The organism is Pseudomonas machongensis, assembly GCF_034961125.1.
In the GTDB taxonomy this organism is placed as follows: domain Bacteria; phylum Pseudomonadota; class Gammaproteobacteria; order Pseudomonadales; family Pseudomonadaceae; genus Aquipseudomonas; species Aquipseudomonas machongensis.
Map to the genome: position 1 here is coordinate 1 of NZ_JAYFUI010000098.1, position 15,498 is coordinate 15,498.

General features: G+C 61.7%; 15 protein-coding genes and 1 pseudogene. 12 read left to right on the forward strand and 4 right to left on the reverse strand.

The features are described from left to right. Positions 1-543 precede the first annotated feature (543 nt). Positions 544-1,764 (reverse strand): CaiB/BaiF CoA transferase family protein, encoded by a 1,221-nt coding sequence (locus tag VA602_RS10545; RefSeq protein WP_323453183.1) that lies wholly within the window; start codon positions 1,762-1,764, stop codon positions 544-546. A gap of 15 nt (positions 1,765-1,779) precedes the next feature. Further along, a complete protein-coding gene (locus tag VA602_RS10550) occupies positions 1,780-2,961 on the reverse strand; it encodes an acyl-CoA dehydrogenase (RefSeq protein ID WP_323453184.1) in 1,182 nt (393 codons plus the stop codon). Between the two features lie 165 nt (positions 2,962-3,126). On the opposite strand from VA602_RS10550, the gene VA602_RS10555 reads away from it, so the two are divergent. From VA602_RS10555 to VA602_RS10600, 10 genes are all read left to right on the forward strand, one after another. Beyond that, the gene (locus VA602_RS10555; RefSeq protein ID WP_323453185.1) at positions 3,127-4,026 is read left to right on the forward strand and encodes a LysR substrate-binding domain-containing protein; all 900 of its coding nucleotides are present in this window, start codon (positions 3,127-3,129) and stop codon (positions 4,024-4,026) included. A 433-nt stretch (positions 4,027-4,459) separates the two neighbouring features. Beyond that, positions 4,460-5,581 carry a Re/Si-specific NAD(P)(+) transhydrogenase subunit alpha gene (locus VA602_RS10560; protein ID WP_323453186.1) on the forward strand — a complete coding sequence of 374 codons (1,122 nt, stop codon included), beginning with the start codon at positions 4,460-4,462 and terminating at the stop codon, positions 5,579-5,581. Positions 5,582-5,592: 11 nt separating this feature from the next. Next, the gene (locus tag VA602_RS10565) at positions 5,593-5,907 is read left to right on the forward strand and encodes an NAD(P) transhydrogenase subunit alpha (protein WP_023378063.1); all 315 of its coding nucleotides are present in this window, start codon (positions 5,593-5,595) and stop codon (positions 5,905-5,907) included. A gap of 2 nt (positions 5,908-5,909) precedes the next feature. Continuing rightward, a complete protein-coding gene (locus VA602_RS10570) occupies positions 5,910-7,361 on the forward strand; it encodes an NAD(P)(+) transhydrogenase (Re/Si-specific) subunit beta (RefSeq protein WP_323453187.1) in 1,452 nt (483 codons plus the stop codon). 189 nt (positions 7,362-7,550) lie between these two features. Continuing rightward, positions 7,551-9,044, forward strand: a complete 1,494-nt coding sequence (locus VA602_RS10575; RefSeq protein ID WP_323453188.1) for an acetyl-CoA hydrolase/transferase family protein — start codon at positions 7,551-7,553, stop codon at positions 9,042-9,044. 443 nt (positions 9,045-9,487) lie between these two features. After that, the gene (locus VA602_RS10580; protein ID WP_054894859.1) at positions 9,488-9,700 is read left to right on the forward strand and encodes a DUF1127 domain-containing protein; all 213 of its coding nucleotides are present in this window, start codon (positions 9,488-9,490) and stop codon (positions 9,698-9,700) included. A 312-nt stretch (positions 9,701-10,012) separates the two neighbouring features. Then, positions 10,013-10,330 carry a DUF2388 domain-containing protein gene (locus VA602_RS10585; RefSeq protein ID WP_054894860.1) on the forward strand — a complete coding sequence of 106 codons (318 nt, stop codon included), beginning with the start codon at positions 10,013-10,015 and terminating at the stop codon, positions 10,328-10,330. Positions 10,331-10,416: 86 nt separating this feature from the next. Then, positions 10,417-10,710 (forward strand): DUF2388 domain-containing protein, encoded by a 294-nt coding sequence (locus VA602_RS10590; RefSeq protein ID WP_054894861.1) that lies wholly within the window; start codon positions 10,417-10,419, stop codon positions 10,708-10,710. Positions 10,711-10,746: 36 nt separating this feature from the next. Next, complete coding sequence (locus VA602_RS10595) at positions 10,747-11,067, forward strand: DUF2388 domain-containing protein (protein ID WP_054894862.1); 321 nt, start codon at positions 10,747-10,749, stop codon at positions 11,065-11,067. Further along, positions 11,064-13,022, forward strand: a complete 1,959-nt coding sequence (locus VA602_RS10600; RefSeq protein ID WP_323453189.1) for a DUF7844 domain-containing protein — start codon at positions 11,064-11,066, stop codon at positions 13,020-13,022. The genes VA602_RS10595 and VA602_RS10600 overlap by 4 nt, the downstream gene beginning before the upstream one ends. A gap of 8 nt (positions 13,023-13,030) precedes the next feature. On the opposite strand, the gene VA602_RS10605 is transcribed toward VA602_RS10600, so the two are convergent. Then, on the reverse strand, positions 13,031-13,399 hold the full coding sequence (locus VA602_RS10605) for a DUF4870 domain-containing protein (protein ID WP_323453190.1): 369 nt from the start codon (positions 13,397-13,399) through the stop codon (positions 13,031-13,033). Between the two features lie 26 nt (positions 13,400-13,425). Then, a complete protein-coding gene (rph, locus tag VA602_RS10610) occupies positions 13,426-14,148 on the reverse strand; it encodes a ribonuclease PH (protein ID WP_063541806.1) in 723 nt (240 codons plus the stop codon). 226 nt (positions 14,149-14,374) lie between these two features. Here rph and VA602_RS10615 point away from each other — a divergent pair, with 226 nt between their 5' ends. Together VA602_RS10615 and VA602_RS10620 are read left to right on the forward strand one after the other, a co-directional pair. Next, positions 14,375-15,238: a YicC/YloC family endoribonuclease gene (locus tag VA602_RS10615; RefSeq protein WP_054894866.1), complete on the forward strand. Its 864-nt coding sequence runs from the start codon at positions 14,375-14,377 to the stop codon at positions 15,236-15,238. A 12-nt stretch (positions 15,239-15,250) separates the two neighbouring features. Next, a pseudogene (locus VA602_RS10620) lies at positions 15,251-15,498 on the forward strand (guanylate kinase); the annotation flags it as partial.

A 15,498-nucleotide genomic window follows, 5' to 3' on the forward strand; every position in this document is an offset into this window, starting at 1 on the left:
CCTAAACTTGGCTCAGCAATCTCAAATGACTATGTGATTTCTCGCATGGTCACTTGTGATGCTGATAATCTTGGCGACTATCAGTCCGTACTCACAAGCACCCACACGAATTGCTTGATTCGATTTGTTAAAGAGCGGTTGGTTAAGAGCTTTTCGTCTCAACCGAGGCGCGCATTCTACGCTTTCCTCATTTGCTGTCAAGCGTTTATTTTGAAGTTTTTTTCGAGAAACTCGTTTAGCTTCAAACACTTGACTCGCTGCGATCTCTCGTAGCGGGAGGCGAATCATACAGCACTCGAAGATGCTGTCAACTGCCTTTTTCACCGCTGCCGATCAGGTGACCGAAGCCCTTCACGCTTCACCGAACTCGCTTAACTCGTTGATTAACAAGGAGTTTTGCGTTCCGTTTGCTGCGGAAGTGGGGCGCATTATAAGGGGATCTGAGAGGGCGTCAACCTTTTATTTCAAGAATCTTTCAGATCGCTGAAAACACAGCGGGGAGGCCTGCCGGCCCCCCCGCTTCTCTATATAGCTGAGACGCTGTCACAGCACCCCTGCAGAACGCAGCACCTGAACAGCCACTGCATCCAATCCCAAGACATCCATCAGCACCGCCTCGGTATGCTCCCCCAGCAAAGGTGGGGCCAGACGATACTCCACGGGCGTCTCCGACAACCTGATCGGGCTCGCCACCTGAGGCACACTGCCCGCCAGCGGATGAGGAACATCCACCTTCAAGCCGCGCGCCACGACCTGCGGATCCTGGAACATCTGCGCCAGGTCGTTGATCGGCCCGCACGGCACTCCAGCCCTTTCCAGCTCCGCCACCCACTCGGCAGTGGTCTTGAACACCGTCGCCTGTCGAATCAGAGGAATAAGCTCCGCCCGATGCGCAACCCGCTGCTTGTTGGTGGCAAAGCGCGGATCATCTGCCCACTGCGGCTGACCGGCCACTTCCGCGAACTTGCGGAACTGCCCGTCGTTACCCACCGTAAGGATGAAGTCACCATCGGCCGTCGGGAAGTCCTGGTAAGGCACGATGTTGGGATGCGCATTACCCAGGCGCTTGGGTGGTGTGCCCGTGGTCAGGTAGTTCATTGCCTGGTTGGCAAGGCACGCCACCTGCACATCCAGCAGAGCCATATCGATATGCTGGCCCTCCCCCGACTGATCGCGATGCGCCAGCGCTGCAAGGATCGCCACCGTAGAATAAAGCCCGGTGAGGATGTCAGTCAGCGCCACTCCCACCTTCATGGGCCCGGCACCCTGCTCACCCTCAGGCCGCCCGGTCAGACTCATCAATCCGCCCAGCCCCTGGATCATGAAATCGTAGCCCGCGCGCTTGGCATAGGGCCCAGTCTGGCCAAAGCCAGTGATCGAACAATAGATAAGCCTTGGATTGACCGCCTTCAGGCGTTCGTAGTCCAGCCCATAGCTCGCCAGCCCGCCCACCTTGAAATTCTCGATGACGATATCCGACTTTGCCGCCAGTTCACGCACCAGGCGCTGACCTTCGGGCTGGGTGAAGTCGATAGTCACCGAACGCTTGTTCCGGTTCGCCGACAGATAGTAGGCCGCCTCGCTGGTGTTCTCGCCTCGGGCGTCCCGCAGGAAGGGCGGGCCCCACGCCCGGGTGTCATCGCCGCTATCCGGGCGCTCGACCTTGATCACGTCAGCCCCGAGGTCGGCGAGAATCTGGCCGGACCACGGCCCGGCCAACACACGCGACAGGTCCAGCACCCGCAGATGTGACAGTGCTCCCATGGCCGCGCCCCTCTATTAATAGAACGCCTGGATGCCGGTCTGTGCGCGGCCGAGGATCAACGCATGGATGTCATGCGTCCCTTCATAGGTGTTGACCACCTCGAGGTTGACCAGGTGACGCGCCACCCCAAACTCGTCGGAGATCCCGTTACCGCCGAGCATGTCGCGCGCCAGACGGGCGATTTCCAGGGCCTTGCCGCAGGAATTGCGCTTCATGATCGAGGTGATCTCCACCGCCGCAGTGCCCTCGTCCTTCATCCGCCCCAACCGCAGGCAGCCCTGCAGCCCCAAGGTGATCTCGGTCTGCATGTCGGCGAGTTTCTTCTGGATCAGTTGGTTGGCGGCCAGAGGACGACCGAACTGCTTGCGGTCCAGGGTGTACTGGCGAGCAGTGTGCCAGCAAGCCTCAGCCGCCCCCAGCGCGCCCCAGGAAATGCCATAGCGCGCCGAGTTCAAACAGGTGAACGGGCCTTTCAGACCACGTACCTCGGGGAAGATGTTCTCTTCCGGCACGAACACGCCGTCCATGACGATCTCACCGGTGATCGACGCACGCAGGCCAACCTTGCCATGAATGGCTGGAGCGCTCAGACCCTTCCATCCCTTTTCCAGAATGAAGCCACGAATATCGCCGGCATCGTCCTTCGCCCAGACCACGAACACATCGGCGATCGGACTGTTGGTGATCCACATTTTGCTGCCCGTCAGGCTGTAGCCACCCTCGACCTTGCGAGCACGGGTGATCATCGCGCCTGGGTCGGAGCCATGGTTGGGTTCGGTCAAACCGAAGCAACCGATCCATTCCCCACTGGCGAGCTTGGGCAGATACTTCTGCTTCTGCGCTTCACTGCCGAACTCATTGATCGGCACCATGACCAGCGAAGACTGCACACTCATCATCGAGCGGTAACCCGAGTCGATCCGCTCCACTTCACGGGCGATCAAGCCATAACACACGTAGTTGAGACCACTACCACCATACTCCGCCGGAATGGTCGCCCCCAACAGGCCGACTTCGCCCATCTCACGGAAGATTGCCGGGTCGGTCTGTTCGTGACGGAACGCCTCGATCACCCGCGGAGCAAGCTTGTCCTGGGCGAACTGATAAGCGCTGTCACGCACCATGCGCTCTTCTTCAGTGAGCTGCTGATCCAGCAGCAGCGGATCGATCCAGTTGAAGCTTGCTTTACCGGCCATGGGCAGAGTCCTCGAAAGGTATGTGACGAAATTTCTTGTTGCCTTGATCCTAGGCCGGAACCTGTCGGCGGACAAACGAGGATTGCGCACCTATTAGTGCTATTTTCTCACTCCGTAATAAGCGAAATCCCTATCCAACGCCTCTTATAAGTGAGAATGACGTACATGCGGCGCAAGATCCCCAGCACCACCGCCCTGGTCTGCTTCGAGGCGGCCGCCCGCCACGAGAGCTTTACCAAGGCCGCCCAGGAACTGGCGCTGACCCAAGGTGCCGTCTGTCGGCAAATCGGTGGCCTGGAGGGCTTTCTCAATGTGGAGCTTTTCCGACGCTCGCGCCGGGGTGTGAAGTTGACCGAGGCTGGTCTGTCGTACAGCCGCCAGGTCTCGGCGCAATTGGACGCGGTGGAACGGGATACCCTGTCAGTGATGCGCCAGCAGGGCGCCAACGTCATCGAACTGGCCGTAGTGCCGACCTTCGGCACCCAGTGGCTGCTCCCCCGTCTGAAGGACTTCCAGCAACGCCACCCGGAGGTAACGGTCAACCTCACCAACCGCACGCGGCCTTTCCTGTTCGCCGACACCACCTTCGATGCCGCCATCTACTTCGGCGACGCCGACTGGTCTGGCACCCAGTCACATCGCCTGATGGGTGAAAATCCGGTGCCGGTGTGCAGCCCGCAATGGCTCGACGGACGAGACGCACTAGACGCCAGATACATCGCCGAGCTGCCATTGCTGCAGCAGACCACCCGCCCCTACGCCTGGCGGCAGTGGTTCGACAGCTTGGGCATGAGCGTGGAACGCGACATGAACGGCCCGCGCTACGAGCTGTTTTCCATGCTGGGCCAGGCGGCAATGCACGAAATGGGCATAGCCTTGATCCCGCCGTTCCTCATCCAGCGCGAGCTGGCGGAGGGCCGACTGGTGGTCGCAAACAAGCATGCCCTGTCGAGCGACAAGGCCTACTATCTGATGATTCCGGAGCGCAAGGTGGAGTCAGCTTCGCTGCGCGCCTTCCGCGACTGGCTGGTGATTCAGGCGCGCGACTACGCCGCAGGCGTATGAAACCTAAAAGCTGACTTCGTAGTCAATTATTTTAAACACCTACAGATATATGGATTTGTCGCAAATCCATAAACTGTTCCATTAGCGAAAAAAACCGTATCAACCCTAGTAACTGCGAGGGTTTGCCGCTGTTTTTACGACATCCAGCAAACTACGCACGAAAACCGCCAAAAATTTTCGATTTTTTCTCCTAAGCTCCCAATAGCGCGTTCTTGACGGCCTGGATGCGGACGGTTGCGACATGTGGTCACAGGGTGACTTGTAGTTTTAACTTCGTTTCGCTCCAGAACCGGTTGATGCACCTGCGGTTCGTCTGCAAAATGCCTCGCCCGCCCCGGAACCGGCGGTATGCATTGCTCAACGACCGCTCCAGCAGCACCACCCGAAGTGCGCTGGAAACAACAATGACAAGGTCACCGCAGGAGACAAAGTCGTGCACATTGGTGTTCCTCTAGAGACGCAGACGGGTGAGGCGAGGGTCGCCGCGACCCCGGAAACCATCAAGAAACTGGTCGGCCAGGGCCATCAGGTCACTGTCGAACGGGGCGCCGGACTCAAAGCCAGCATCCCGGACAGCGCCTATGAGGCCGCAGGTGCTTCCTTGGGTGACGCTGGCGATGCCTTGGGCGCGCAGTTGGTGCTCAAGGTAGTGGCGCCCAGCGACCAGGAACTGGCCCGGATCAATCCCGGCAGTGTCCTGGTGGGCATGCTCAACCCCTTCAACAACGAGCTCATCGCAAGGATGGCCGAACACGGCATCACCGCCTTCGCCCTTGAAGCCGCTCCGCGCACCTCGCGCGCGCAAAGCCTGGACGTGTTGTCATCGCAGGCCAACATCGCCGGCTACAAGGCCGTGCTGCTTGCGGCGCACCACTATCCACGCTTCATGCCCATGCTGATGACCGCTGCGGGCACCGTGAAAGCCGCGCGCGTGCTGATCCTCGGTGCCGGTGTGGCCGGCCTGCAGGCCATCGCCACGGCCAAGCGCCTCGGGGCAGTGATCGAGGCGTCGGACGTACGGCCCGCCGTGAAAGAACAGATCGAATCGCTCGGCGCCAAGTTCATCGACGTCCCCTATGAGACCGATGAAGAACGCGAGTGCGCCGAAGGCGTAGGCGGTTACGCCCGCCCGATGCCGGCCAGCTGGATGCAACGCCAGGCCCAGGCGGTGCACGAACGCGCGAAGCAGGCTGACATCGTCATCACTACCGCACTGATCCCCGGCCGCAAGGCACCGACGCTGCTCAGCGCCGAGACCGTGGCGCAGATGAAACCCGGCTCGGTCGTCATCGACCTCGCGGCGGCCCAAGGCGGCAACTGCCCGCTCACGGTGGCCGATCAGGTAGTGCTGGCACACGGCGTGACCATCGTCGGCCCGACCAACCTGCCCGCCCAGCTGGCTGCCGACGCCTCTGCGCTGTACGCACGCAACCTGCTGGACTTCATGAAGCTGCTGTTCGACAAGGACGGCGCGCTGGTGATCAACCTGGAAGACGACATCGTCGCCGCGTGCCTGATGTGCCGCGACGGCCAGGTCGTGCGCAAGAACGGCTGAGGAGCACGACAATGGAAGACATGCTGATTTCCCACGGAATCTACAACCTGATCATCTTCGTGCTGGCCATCTACGTTGGCTACCACGTGGTCTGGAACGTCACCCCGGCGCTGCACACCCCGCTGATGGCGGTGACCAACGCGATTTCCGCGATCGTCATCGTCGGCGCGATGCTCGCCGCAGCGCTGACGGTCACCCCGGCCGGCAAGCTGATGGGCACCCTCGCCGTAGCCCTGGCCGCGGTCAATGTGTTCGGTGGCTTCCTGGTCACCCGCCGCATGCTGGAAATGTTCAAGAAGAAAACCAAGAACGAGGGGCAGAAGTAAGCATGAGCATGAATCTGGTCACCCTTCTTTATCTAGTCGCCTCGGTCTGCTTCATCCAGGCCCTCAAGGGCTTGTCTCACCCGACCACTTCCCGACGCGGCAACCTGTTCGGCATGATCGGCATGGGCATCGCCATGCTCACCACCATCGGCCTCATCTATAAGCTCGCCGCACTGTCCGTGGGTAGCAGCGGGGCCACGGCCGGCATTGGCTACGTGATCGTCGGCCTGCTGATCGGCGGCACCGCCGGTTCGGTCATGGCCAAGCGCGTGGAAATGACCAAGATGCCGGAGCTGGTCGCCTTCATGCACAGCATGATCGGCCTGGCCGCGGTATTCATCGCCATCGCCGCGGTGCTCGAGCCGCAATCGTTGGGCATCGTCGCCAGCATCAGCGACCCGATCCCCACCGGCAATCGCCTGGAGCTGTTCCTTGGCGCAGCCATTGGTGCAATCACCTTCTCCGGCTCCGTGATCGCCTTCGGCAAGCTGTCGGGCAAGTACAAGTTTCGCTTGTTCCAGGGCGCACCCGTACAGTTCGCCGGCCAGCACAAGCTGAACCTGATCCTTGGCATCACCACCCTCGCCCTGGGCTTGCTGTTCACCTTCACCGGACACTACAGCGCCTTCACCCTGATGCTGGTCCTCGCCTTCGTCATGGGTGTGCTGATCATCATCCCGATCGGCGGTGCCGACATGCCGGTGGTGGTGTCGATGCTCAACAGCTACTCGGGCTGGGCCGCGGCAGGCATTGGCTTCTCGCTGAACAACTCGATGCTGATCATCGCAGGCTCCCTGGTCGGCTCCAGCGGTGCAATCCTCTCGTACATCATGTGCAAGGCGATGAACCGCTCGTTCTTCAATGTCATCCTCGGCGGCTTCGGTGGCGACACCGATAGCGGCGCAGCGGCCGGCACGAAAGAACAACGCCCGGTGAAATCCGGCTCGGCCGACGATGCAACCTTCCTGCTGAGCAACGCCGACAGCGTGATCATCGTTCCCGGCTACGGCCTCGCGGTGGCCCGCGCCCAGCACGCCCTGAAAGAGCTGACCGAGAAGCTGACCCACAACGGTGTAACCGTGAAGTATGCGATTCACCCGGTGGCGGGGCGCATGCCCGGGCACATGAACGTACTGCTGGCCGAAGCCGAGGTCCCGTACGATCAGGTGTTCGAAATGGAGGACATCAACGCCGAGTTCGGCCAGGCCGACGTTGTGCTGGTGCTGGGCGCCAACGATGTGGTCAACCCCGCAGCGAAGAACGATCCCAAGTCGCCGATTGCCGGCATGCCGATCCTCGAAGCCTTCAAGGCCAAGACCATCATCGTCAACAAGCGCTCCATGGCCAGCGGTTATGCGGGCCTGGACAATGAACTGTTCTATCTGGACAAGACCATGATGGTGTTCGGTGACGCCAAGAAAGTCATCGAGGACATGGTCAAGGCCGTGGAGTAGTCCTTTTCCGAGCTGGACGACACTGTTTTAGAAGGCCCCGGGAAGATTCTTCCTGGGGCCTTGTCGTTTTGCTGATCCAGATCAACGGCTCTATTTCCAGGCTTCTCATACGACCATGGTCGCGGGACGGCATCGGGCTAAATCTCTAGACTGCGCTGCAGTAGCCCAAGTAGCCCGAGATAACAATCCATGTACCGTGATCGTATCCGCTTGTCCTCCCTGCACAGCAAGGTAATGAGTGCGGCCGATGCCGCTGGCCTGATCGAGGACGGCATGACCGTCGGCATGAGCGGCTTCACCCGCGCCGGCGAAGCCAAGGCAGTACCGCACGCCCTGGCCGAACGCGCCAGGCAGTCGCCACTGAAGATCAGTCTGATGACCGGCGCCAGCCTCGGCAACGACCTGGACAAGCAACTGACCGAGGCCGGTGTACTCGCCCGGCGCATGCCCTTCCAGGTGGACAGCACCCTGCGCAAGGCCATCAATGACGGGCAGGTGATGTTCATCGACCAGCACCTGTCGGAAACCGTCGAGCAGTTGCGCAACAAGCAGCTGACCTTGCCGGACATCGCAGTCATCGAAGCGGTGGCGATCACCGAACAGGGCCACATCGTGCCGACCACCTCGGTGGGCAACTCGGCCAGCTTCGCGATCTTCGCCAAGCAGGTCATCGTCGAGATCAACCTGTCGCACAACCCCAACCTCGAAGGGCTGCACGACATCTATATCCCGACCTACCGCCCGACCCGCACGCCGATTCCACTGGTGAAGGTCGATGACCGCATCGGCAGCACCGCGATCCCGATCGATCCAGCGAAGATCGTCGGCATCGTCATCAGCGACCAACCAGACTCGCCATCCACCGTCCTGCCACCGGATCACGAGACCCAGGCCATCGCCAACCACCTGATCGGCTTCCTCAAGCAGGAAGTTGATGCCGGACGCATGAGCAACAGCCTTGGCCCGCTGCAGGCCGGCATCGGCAGCATCGCCAATGCCGTGATGTGCGGCCTGATCGAATCGCCGTTCGAAGACCTGACCATGTACTCCGAAGTGCTGCAGGACTCGACGTTCGACCTGATCGATGCCGGCAAGCTGCGCTTCGCCTCGGGCAGCTCGATCACCCTCTCGACCCGCCGCAATGCCGACGTATTCGGCAACCTCGAGCGTTACAAGGACAAACTGGTGCTGCGCCCGCAGGAGATTTCCAACCACCCTGAAGTGGTGCGTCGCCTGGGCATCATCGGGATCAACACCGCGCTGGAGTTCGACATCTACGGCAACGTCAACTCCACCCACGTGTGCGGCACCCGGATGATGAACGGTATCGGTGGTTCTGGCGACTTCGCCCGCAACGCCCACCTCGCGGTGTTCGTGACCAAGTCGATTGCCAAGGGTGGTGCGATTTCCAGCGTGGTGCCGATGGTCAGCCATGTCGATCACACCGAGCATGATGTGGACATCCTGGTTACCGAACAGGGCCTGGCCGACCTGCGCGGCCTTGCACCGCGCGAACGTGCCCGGGCGATCATCGACAACTGCGTGCATCCGGACTACCGCGCCGCACTGAACGACTACTTCGACCGCGCCTGCCAGCGAGGCGGGCACACCCCGCATATCCTGCGCGAAGCACTGAGCTGGCACGAAAACCTGGAAGAAAGCGGGCGGATGCTGGCTGGCTGATCGGCCAGCTGTATCGGTCTTCTGAGCCCATCGCGGGACAAGCCCGCTCCTACAAAGCAGCTCAGGCCCCTGTGGGAGCGGGCTTGCCCGCGAAAGGAACACTGCGATGCATGGTACCGGCTACGCCGGTGTTCGCGGAACAAGCCCTCGATTAAGACTGCCTCGATAAAACAGTTAAAAGGTTAAATCTATAAAACTGTACTACTGTACCGCTAAAATCCCCGCATCAACCCCGCCGATATTTTAAAACGCAGCGAAAATGCACGAAAACAGTGCAGACCAGTACAGTTATGCCAATTCGGAGTGCAACAGTAGCGTTTAACAGTTAACTGGCCCATCGCAATACTGGTGAACTGTATCTACTGTTATGGACGACAGAGGAGGATCATTGGCATCAGTTAAATCACTACCTAATCCCGCCACAAGCGGAAGGATGACACATCATGGAACGTACCCTCAGTTCCGGTCTGGTTTTCGAAAACAACGTTGAATCCAAAGCCTCGGCTCCTCTGCGCGCCCTGTCGACCCTGCTGCTGTGGCAGCGTCGCATCGCCAGCCGCCGTCAATTGGCTCGCCTGGATGCCCGCCTGCTGGCCGACGCCGGTATCAGCGAGTCCCAGCGCTACCAAGAGCTGAGCAAGCCTTTCTGGCGCTAAGCTCCGGCTTGCCGGCACCACGCCGGCACCGCGAATTCTCAAAACCCGTCGCAGGGAACTGCGACGGGTTTTTTTGTTTCAAACCCGCGCAGTTGAGCAGCTCAACACAGAAGCAGTACAATTTCCAGAAATTAAAAAAAGACCGTAACAGTTCCGTCTGGTCTCGTCCTTCACATCTGGAAACAGAGCCACGTGATACGCTTGCGACAACGGCCTGTTAGCTTGGTCAAACGCGCTGCCTATTATCTAAAGTACCGTGACGAGCAGTGCGAGCGTCCGAATAATCAGAACTACCCCCCGCAGGAGTCCCCCATGTCCCGTAAATACCTGTTTGGCGCTGCCATGCTGCTGAGCTTGGCGGGCACCGCCCACGCCACCAGCTTCGTCGTCACAACCGATGCCGTGGTTGGTGCAGTGGCCGCGTCCACCGACGCCACCTCCGACGTCTCCTCTTCGTTCCGTGACGACAAGATCGTCCAGGCCGCCCGTGACGACGCTGCCAGCTTCGTCGGCAGCCAAGGTGATATTCGTGGGGCGAAGCTGGAAAGTGCCTTCATCCACATCCGCCAGCAGATGCCTGCACTGCAAGCCAGTGACGCACAACTGGCACAGGCCATCCTGGCCCTCTGACGCCAACCATCGTACCCACAGGCCACGGCGCCCCCGTCGCCTGCGGGAACAGCATTCACCCTGCCGACAGAGCGTTGTCCAAACCCATGCGTTACCTTGTGCCCTTGCTGCTCGCCATTGCCAGTATGGGAAGCGCCCATGCCATGGATGTCACGACCCAGTTTCCGGTCATGACCGGCTATGTCACCAGCCAGGTGACCACTGCGCCGTTCGACCGCAAGATCGTCGGCATGGCCCATGATGATGCGGCCGCATTCGTCGCCAGTGACGGCCGGATTCGCGGCGCGCGGCTGCAAGCCGCACTGACGGAACTGCGCCATATCTATTCGCGTCAGTCCGTCGGTGACCTTGAACTGGCAGAAGCAATTCTCGTCCAATGATCACACCTGACTCCCTGTATTTTTCGGAGATGCTCCATGCGTAAACCGCTGATCGCCGCTACCCTCGGCATGTTGCTGCTGGCCGACCTGGCCCAGGCGCAAACCCTGGTGGCCACCAGCAATATCATCGTTCGCGCCTTTGGCCGCTCGATCGATTTCACATCCGACACCACCACCTCGATCCGCGACTCCAAGGTCGTGCGCGAGGCCCGCGACGACGCCGCCAGCTTCGTCGCCAGCAATGGCGATATCCGTGGCGCCCAGCTCGAAGCTGCATTCGACACCCTGCGCGAGCGTGTGCCTGAAGCGCGTGACGCCAGCGACCAGGTACTGGCCGAAGCCATCCTGTCACTGTGAAGCGCGTGCGTGCCTGGCTGCTCGGCTGCGCCCTGACGCTGCTCGGCACGCCCGCCCTGGCCGACCTGCAGCTCGAGCTGCAGACTGTCGGCCTGGACGCTCGCCAGCAGCAGGCCTCCCAGCAGCTGTTGGATGAGGCGCTTTCGAAGCTGCCCCCCTCCTTCAAACAACGCCTGGATCGCCGTATCCAGGTCGGCTGGACCGACAAGATGCCCGCCGATGCCTACGGCCAGGCCTCGCCAGTCTCGACGCTAGATCTCAATAGCCGCCTGCTACCAGGGCTAGCCGATGGCAGTGCCGCCACGGAAAAAACCCATCGCCCCCACGGCACGGTGCGGGAAGAACTGCTGGCCACCGTGCTGCACGAGCTCACCCACATCTATGATCGCGCGCGCCTGTGGCCCAGTGCCGAGCGCTCGCTGATCGCCCGGTGCAACCGCCAGCAGGGCACCCTCGGCCAGATCGGCCTGCCCCAGCAATGCCGTGGTCAGACTGCTCGCCGCTTCACCCTGAGTGACGATCCGCGCCTGCTCGACCTTGCCGGCTGGCCGCAGTACGTCGGCCGCCGTGGCGAGCGTGAACAGCACAACGGTCAACTGGTACGCACCCCGGACAGCTATGAGCTGAGCAGCCCCAAGGAGTTTGTCGCGGTCAACATGGAGTACTTCCTCCTCGACCCGAGCTATGGCTGCCGGCGCCCGGCCCTGAACCAGTACCTGCACGATCATTTCGGCTGGGCACCTCAGCAAGACACCTGCGCCAAGGGCCTGCCGTTCCTTAACGCCGGCAGTGACTTCGCTCGCGAGCCGCTGGGCGAAATCGACCCCGAGCGCGTCTACGAAGTCGACTACCTGCTTGCCGAGGCCAACCAGAACTGGGTCAGCCGCTGGGGACACAGCATGCTGCGCCTGGTGATCTGCGCACCGGGCCGCCCACGCGGGCCGGACTGCCGCCTGGACCTGGACCGCCACCTGGTGTTGTCGTACCGCGCGTTCGTCAATGATGTGCAACTGTCCAGCTGGGACGGCCTGACCGGCGCCTATCCGTCGCGCCTGTTCGTCCTGCCGTTGGGCCAGGTGATCGACGAGTACACCAAGACCGAACTGCGCAGCCTGGCCTCCGTGCCGCTCAAGCTCGATCGCCGGCAGATCGAGGACCTGGTGCGCCAGGCTGCCGAAATGCACTGGAGCTACGACGGCAATTACTATTTCCTGTCCAACAATTGCGCGGTGGAAACCCTCAAGCTGATGCGCAGCGGCACCGCCGACCAGCGCTTCAGCGATCTCGACGCGATCATGCCCAACGGCTTGCTCGAAGTCCTCAAGGGAAGAGGTCTGGCCGACACCAGCGTACTCGACGATCCGCGCGAGGCGCTGCGCCTGGGCTATCGCTTCGACTCTTATCGCGACCGCTACCAGGCCATGTTCGAAGTGTTGAAGAAGCAGTTGCCGATCAAACAGAGCGCCGTGGAAGACTGGTTGGCCCAGGATGCCGAGCAGCGTCGGCCCTGGTTCGCCCAAGCCGACTTGCGCACCAGTGCGGCGTTGCTGCTGCTCGAGCAGGCCAGCCTGCGCCGCCAGTTGCTACTGGCCCAGGACGAGGTCAAGCAACGCTACCTCAATGCCACCGCGCTCAAGGACGGCAGCATCGACAAGGCCAATGCCACGCTGCAGCAGATGCTTGCCAACAGTGGGTTCCTCAGCCGCCCGGCCGAGCTGCTCGAGGCGGATGGCTACGGCTTGCCGCAACCCCAGGAGCGGGTGCACCTGGAGAAGGTCAGCAGTGAACGGCAGGCGCAGTTGCTACGCCTGAGTACCGACCTGGACAAGGAAGTTCGAGCGCTGCTGGAGCCAGCACGCGCGAAGGAAATTGCGGCCATCGAGGCCAACGTGAAGCAGATAGGAGAACACCTGCGCACCCTGCACAAGGCAGCTGGCGGTTTGCAGCTGCCTTGAGCGCAGGGCTACTTGATAGGCCGCCAGATCAGCGGGTAGCGGTACGGCTTGCCTTCATTGGCCCGAACCCCTGCCAGGATGATCAGGATCAGCACTGCCACCGCCAGGATGGCGAACAGCACGATGCCGATCACCACGAACATCAGCAGGAAGCAGATGAATCCGGCAATGGTGATGCTGATCTGGAAGTTCAGCGCTTCCTTGCCCTGGGCATCGACGAACGGATCGACCTCACGCTTCCAGATCCACATCACCAGTGGCCCGAGCAGATGCCCGAGCGGCATCACCAGCCCGAGCAAGGCGCTGAAGTGGCAGAACATCGCCCATTGCCGAACTTCGGCGCTCGGCGTTTCGATCGGCAGATTCGTCTCACTCATGGGTCCATCGCCTCCTTGGCGCAGCTTCAGTCGGCCAATGCAGCCTTCTGCAGGTCGAAGATCTCGGTCATGCCCTTCTGCGCCAGCGCCAGCATGGCGTTGAAGTCTTCAGGCTGGAACGGCGCGCCTTCGGCAGTGCCCTGCACTTCGATGAAGCCACCGGCGCTGGTCATGACCACGTTGAGGTCGGTTTCGGCAGCCGAGTCTTCGAGGTAGTCGAGGTCCAGCACTGCCTCGCCCTGGTACATGCCCACCGACACCGCGGCGATCATGTGCTTGAGCGGGTTGCCGCCCTTGAGACCGCCACGCTTCTTGATCACCGCCAGGGCGTCGCACAGGGCCACCATTGCGCCGGTGATCGAAGCGGTGCGGGTGCCGCCGTCGGCCTGGATCACATCGCAGTCGACGTACAGCGTGATGTCGCCCAGCTTGCTCATGTCCAGGGCTGCGCGCAACGAACGGCCGATCAGGCGCTGGATCTCGAGGGTGCGGCCGCCCTGCTTGCCACGACTGGCCTCACGCTGGTTACGCTCGCCAGTGGAGCGCGGCAGCATGCCGTACTCGGCCGTCAACCAGCCCTGCCCCTGGCCTTTGAGGAAGCGTGGTACACCGTTCTCGACGCTGACCGTGCAGATGACCTTGGTGTCACCGAACTCGACCAGTACCGACCCCTCGGCGTGCTTGGTGTAGTTGCGGGTGATGCGGATCGAGCGAAGCTGATCGGCAGCGCGACCACTTGGACGTTTCATCTGGGATACCTGTACTGGAATTCGAATCAGGCGGCCATTATAGAGCCGTGCGTCCTGCGAGGACATGCCTATTGTCGCGGCCTCGCAACCCGTCGACTTTTTCCACCTATGCCTGCGACGCCCTGTAGCATGGTCCGATTGGGCGCCATCGCCGCACTGCGCTACAATCCTGCGCCTTGCAGCCGAAAGGCTTCCCCGTACACACCGAATTCGCGAGGTACTCCCCATGGTGCACAGCATGACCGCCTTTGCCCGCGTCGAGCGCGCCGGCAGCCAGGGCACCCTGGCCTGGGAGCTGCGCTCGGTCAACCACCGCTATCTCGAACCGCACCTGCGCCTGCCCGAAGCCCTGCGCGATCTTGAGGGCGCGGTACGCGAAGGCCTGCGCCAGGGGCTGTCGCGCGGCAAGGTCGAGTGCACCTTGCGCCTGTCCGAAGACAGCACCGGCAAGCCGTTGCAGGTCGATCGCGAGCGCGCCGCGCAACTGGTCGCTGCCGCCGAGACCGTGGCCGGGCTGATCAATCAGCCAGCCCCGCTCAATCCCCTCGAAGTGTTGGCCTGGCCCGGCGTGCTGGTAGCCGATGCCGCCGACCCACAGGCGCTGAACACCGAGGCGATGGCACTGTTCGACGAGGCGCTCGCCGAGCTCAAGGCCGGCCGCCTGCGCGAGGGCCAGGAGCTGGCCCGACTGATCAACGAGCGCCTGGACGCCATGACCACCGAAGTCGCCACCCTGCGCGCCCTGGTGCCACAAATGCTGGCCGCCCAGCGCCAGCGCATCGTCGACCGTTTCAACGACCTGCAGGCCGAGCTCGACCCGCAGCGCCTGGAGCAGGAGATGGTGCTGCTGGCACAAAAGAGCGACGTCGCCGAAGAGCTCGACCGTCTCAGCACCCATGTCACCGAGGTGCGCCGCGTGCTCAAGTCGGGCGGCGCCGCCGGACGACGCCTGGACTTCCTGATGCAGGAACTCAATCGCGAGGCGAACACGCTCGGCTCAAAGGCCTTCGACCCGCGCAGCACCCAAGCAGCGGTCAACCTGAAGGTGCTGATCGAACAGATGCGTGAACAAGTACAGAACATCGAGTAAGGCCACCCCACCATGAAGCACAGCAGCGGCACCCTCTACATCGTTTCGGCGCCTTCCGGCGCTGGCAAGACCAGCCTGGTCACTGCTCTGACCCAGCAAGACCAGCAGATCCGCGTCTCTGTCTCCCACACCACCCGTGCCATGCGCCCAGGCGAGATCCACGGAGTGAACTATCACTTCGTGGTTCACGAGGAGTTCAAGGCATTGATTGCCCAAGGCGACTTCCTCGAGCACGCCGAGGTGTTCGGCAACTTCTACGG

Excerpts from the sequence above, each read along its gene's own strand:
- rph (WP_063541806.1), bottom strand. The coding sequence starts at position 14,148 with ATGAAACGTCCAAGTGGTCGCGCTGCCGATCAGCTTCGCTCGATCCGC.
- VA602_RS10575 (WP_323453188.1), top strand. The coding sequence starts at position 7,551 with ATGTACCGTGATCGTATCCGCTTGTCCTCCCTGCACAGCAAGGTAATG.
- VA602_RS10555 (WP_323453185.1), top strand. The coding sequence starts at position 3,127 with ATGCGGCGCAAGATCCCCAGCACCACCGCCCTGGTCTGCTTCGAGGCG.
- VA602_RS10605 (WP_323453190.1), bottom strand. The coding sequence starts at position 13,399 with ATGAGTGAGACGAATCTGCCGATCGAAACGCCGAGCGCCGAAGTTCGG.
- VA602_RS10615 (WP_054894866.1), top strand. The coding sequence starts at position 14,375 with ATGGTGCACAGCATGACCGCCTTTGCCCGCGTCGAGCGCGCCGGCAGC.
- VA602_RS10565 (WP_023378063.1), top strand. The coding sequence starts at position 5,593 with ATGGAAGACATGCTGATTTCCCACGGAATCTACAACCTGATCATCTTC.
- VA602_RS10550 (WP_323453184.1), bottom strand. The coding sequence starts at position 2,961 with ATGGCCGGTAAAGCAAGCTTCAACTGGATCGATCCGCTGCTGCTGGAT.
- VA602_RS10580 (WP_054894859.1), top strand. The coding sequence starts at position 9,488 with ATGGAACGTACCCTCAGTTCCGGTCTGGTTTTCGAAAACAACGTTGAA.
- VA602_RS10590 (WP_054894861.1), top strand. The coding sequence starts at position 10,417 with ATGCGTTACCTTGTGCCCTTGCTGCTCGCCATTGCCAGTATGGGAAGC.
- VA602_RS10595 (WP_054894862.1), top strand. The coding sequence starts at position 10,747 with ATGCGTAAACCGCTGATCGCCGCTACCCTCGGCATGTTGCTGCTGGCC.
- VA602_RS10545 (WP_323453183.1), bottom strand. The coding sequence starts at position 1,764 with ATGGGAGCACTGTCACATCTGCGGGTGCTGGACCTGTCGCGTGTGTTG.
- VA602_RS10570 (WP_323453187.1), top strand. The coding sequence starts at position 5,910 with ATGAGCATGAATCTGGTCACCCTTCTTTATCTAGTCGCCTCGGTCTGC.
- VA602_RS10585 (WP_054894860.1), top strand. The coding sequence starts at position 10,013 with ATGTCCCGTAAATACCTGTTTGGCGCTGCCATGCTGCTGAGCTTGGCG.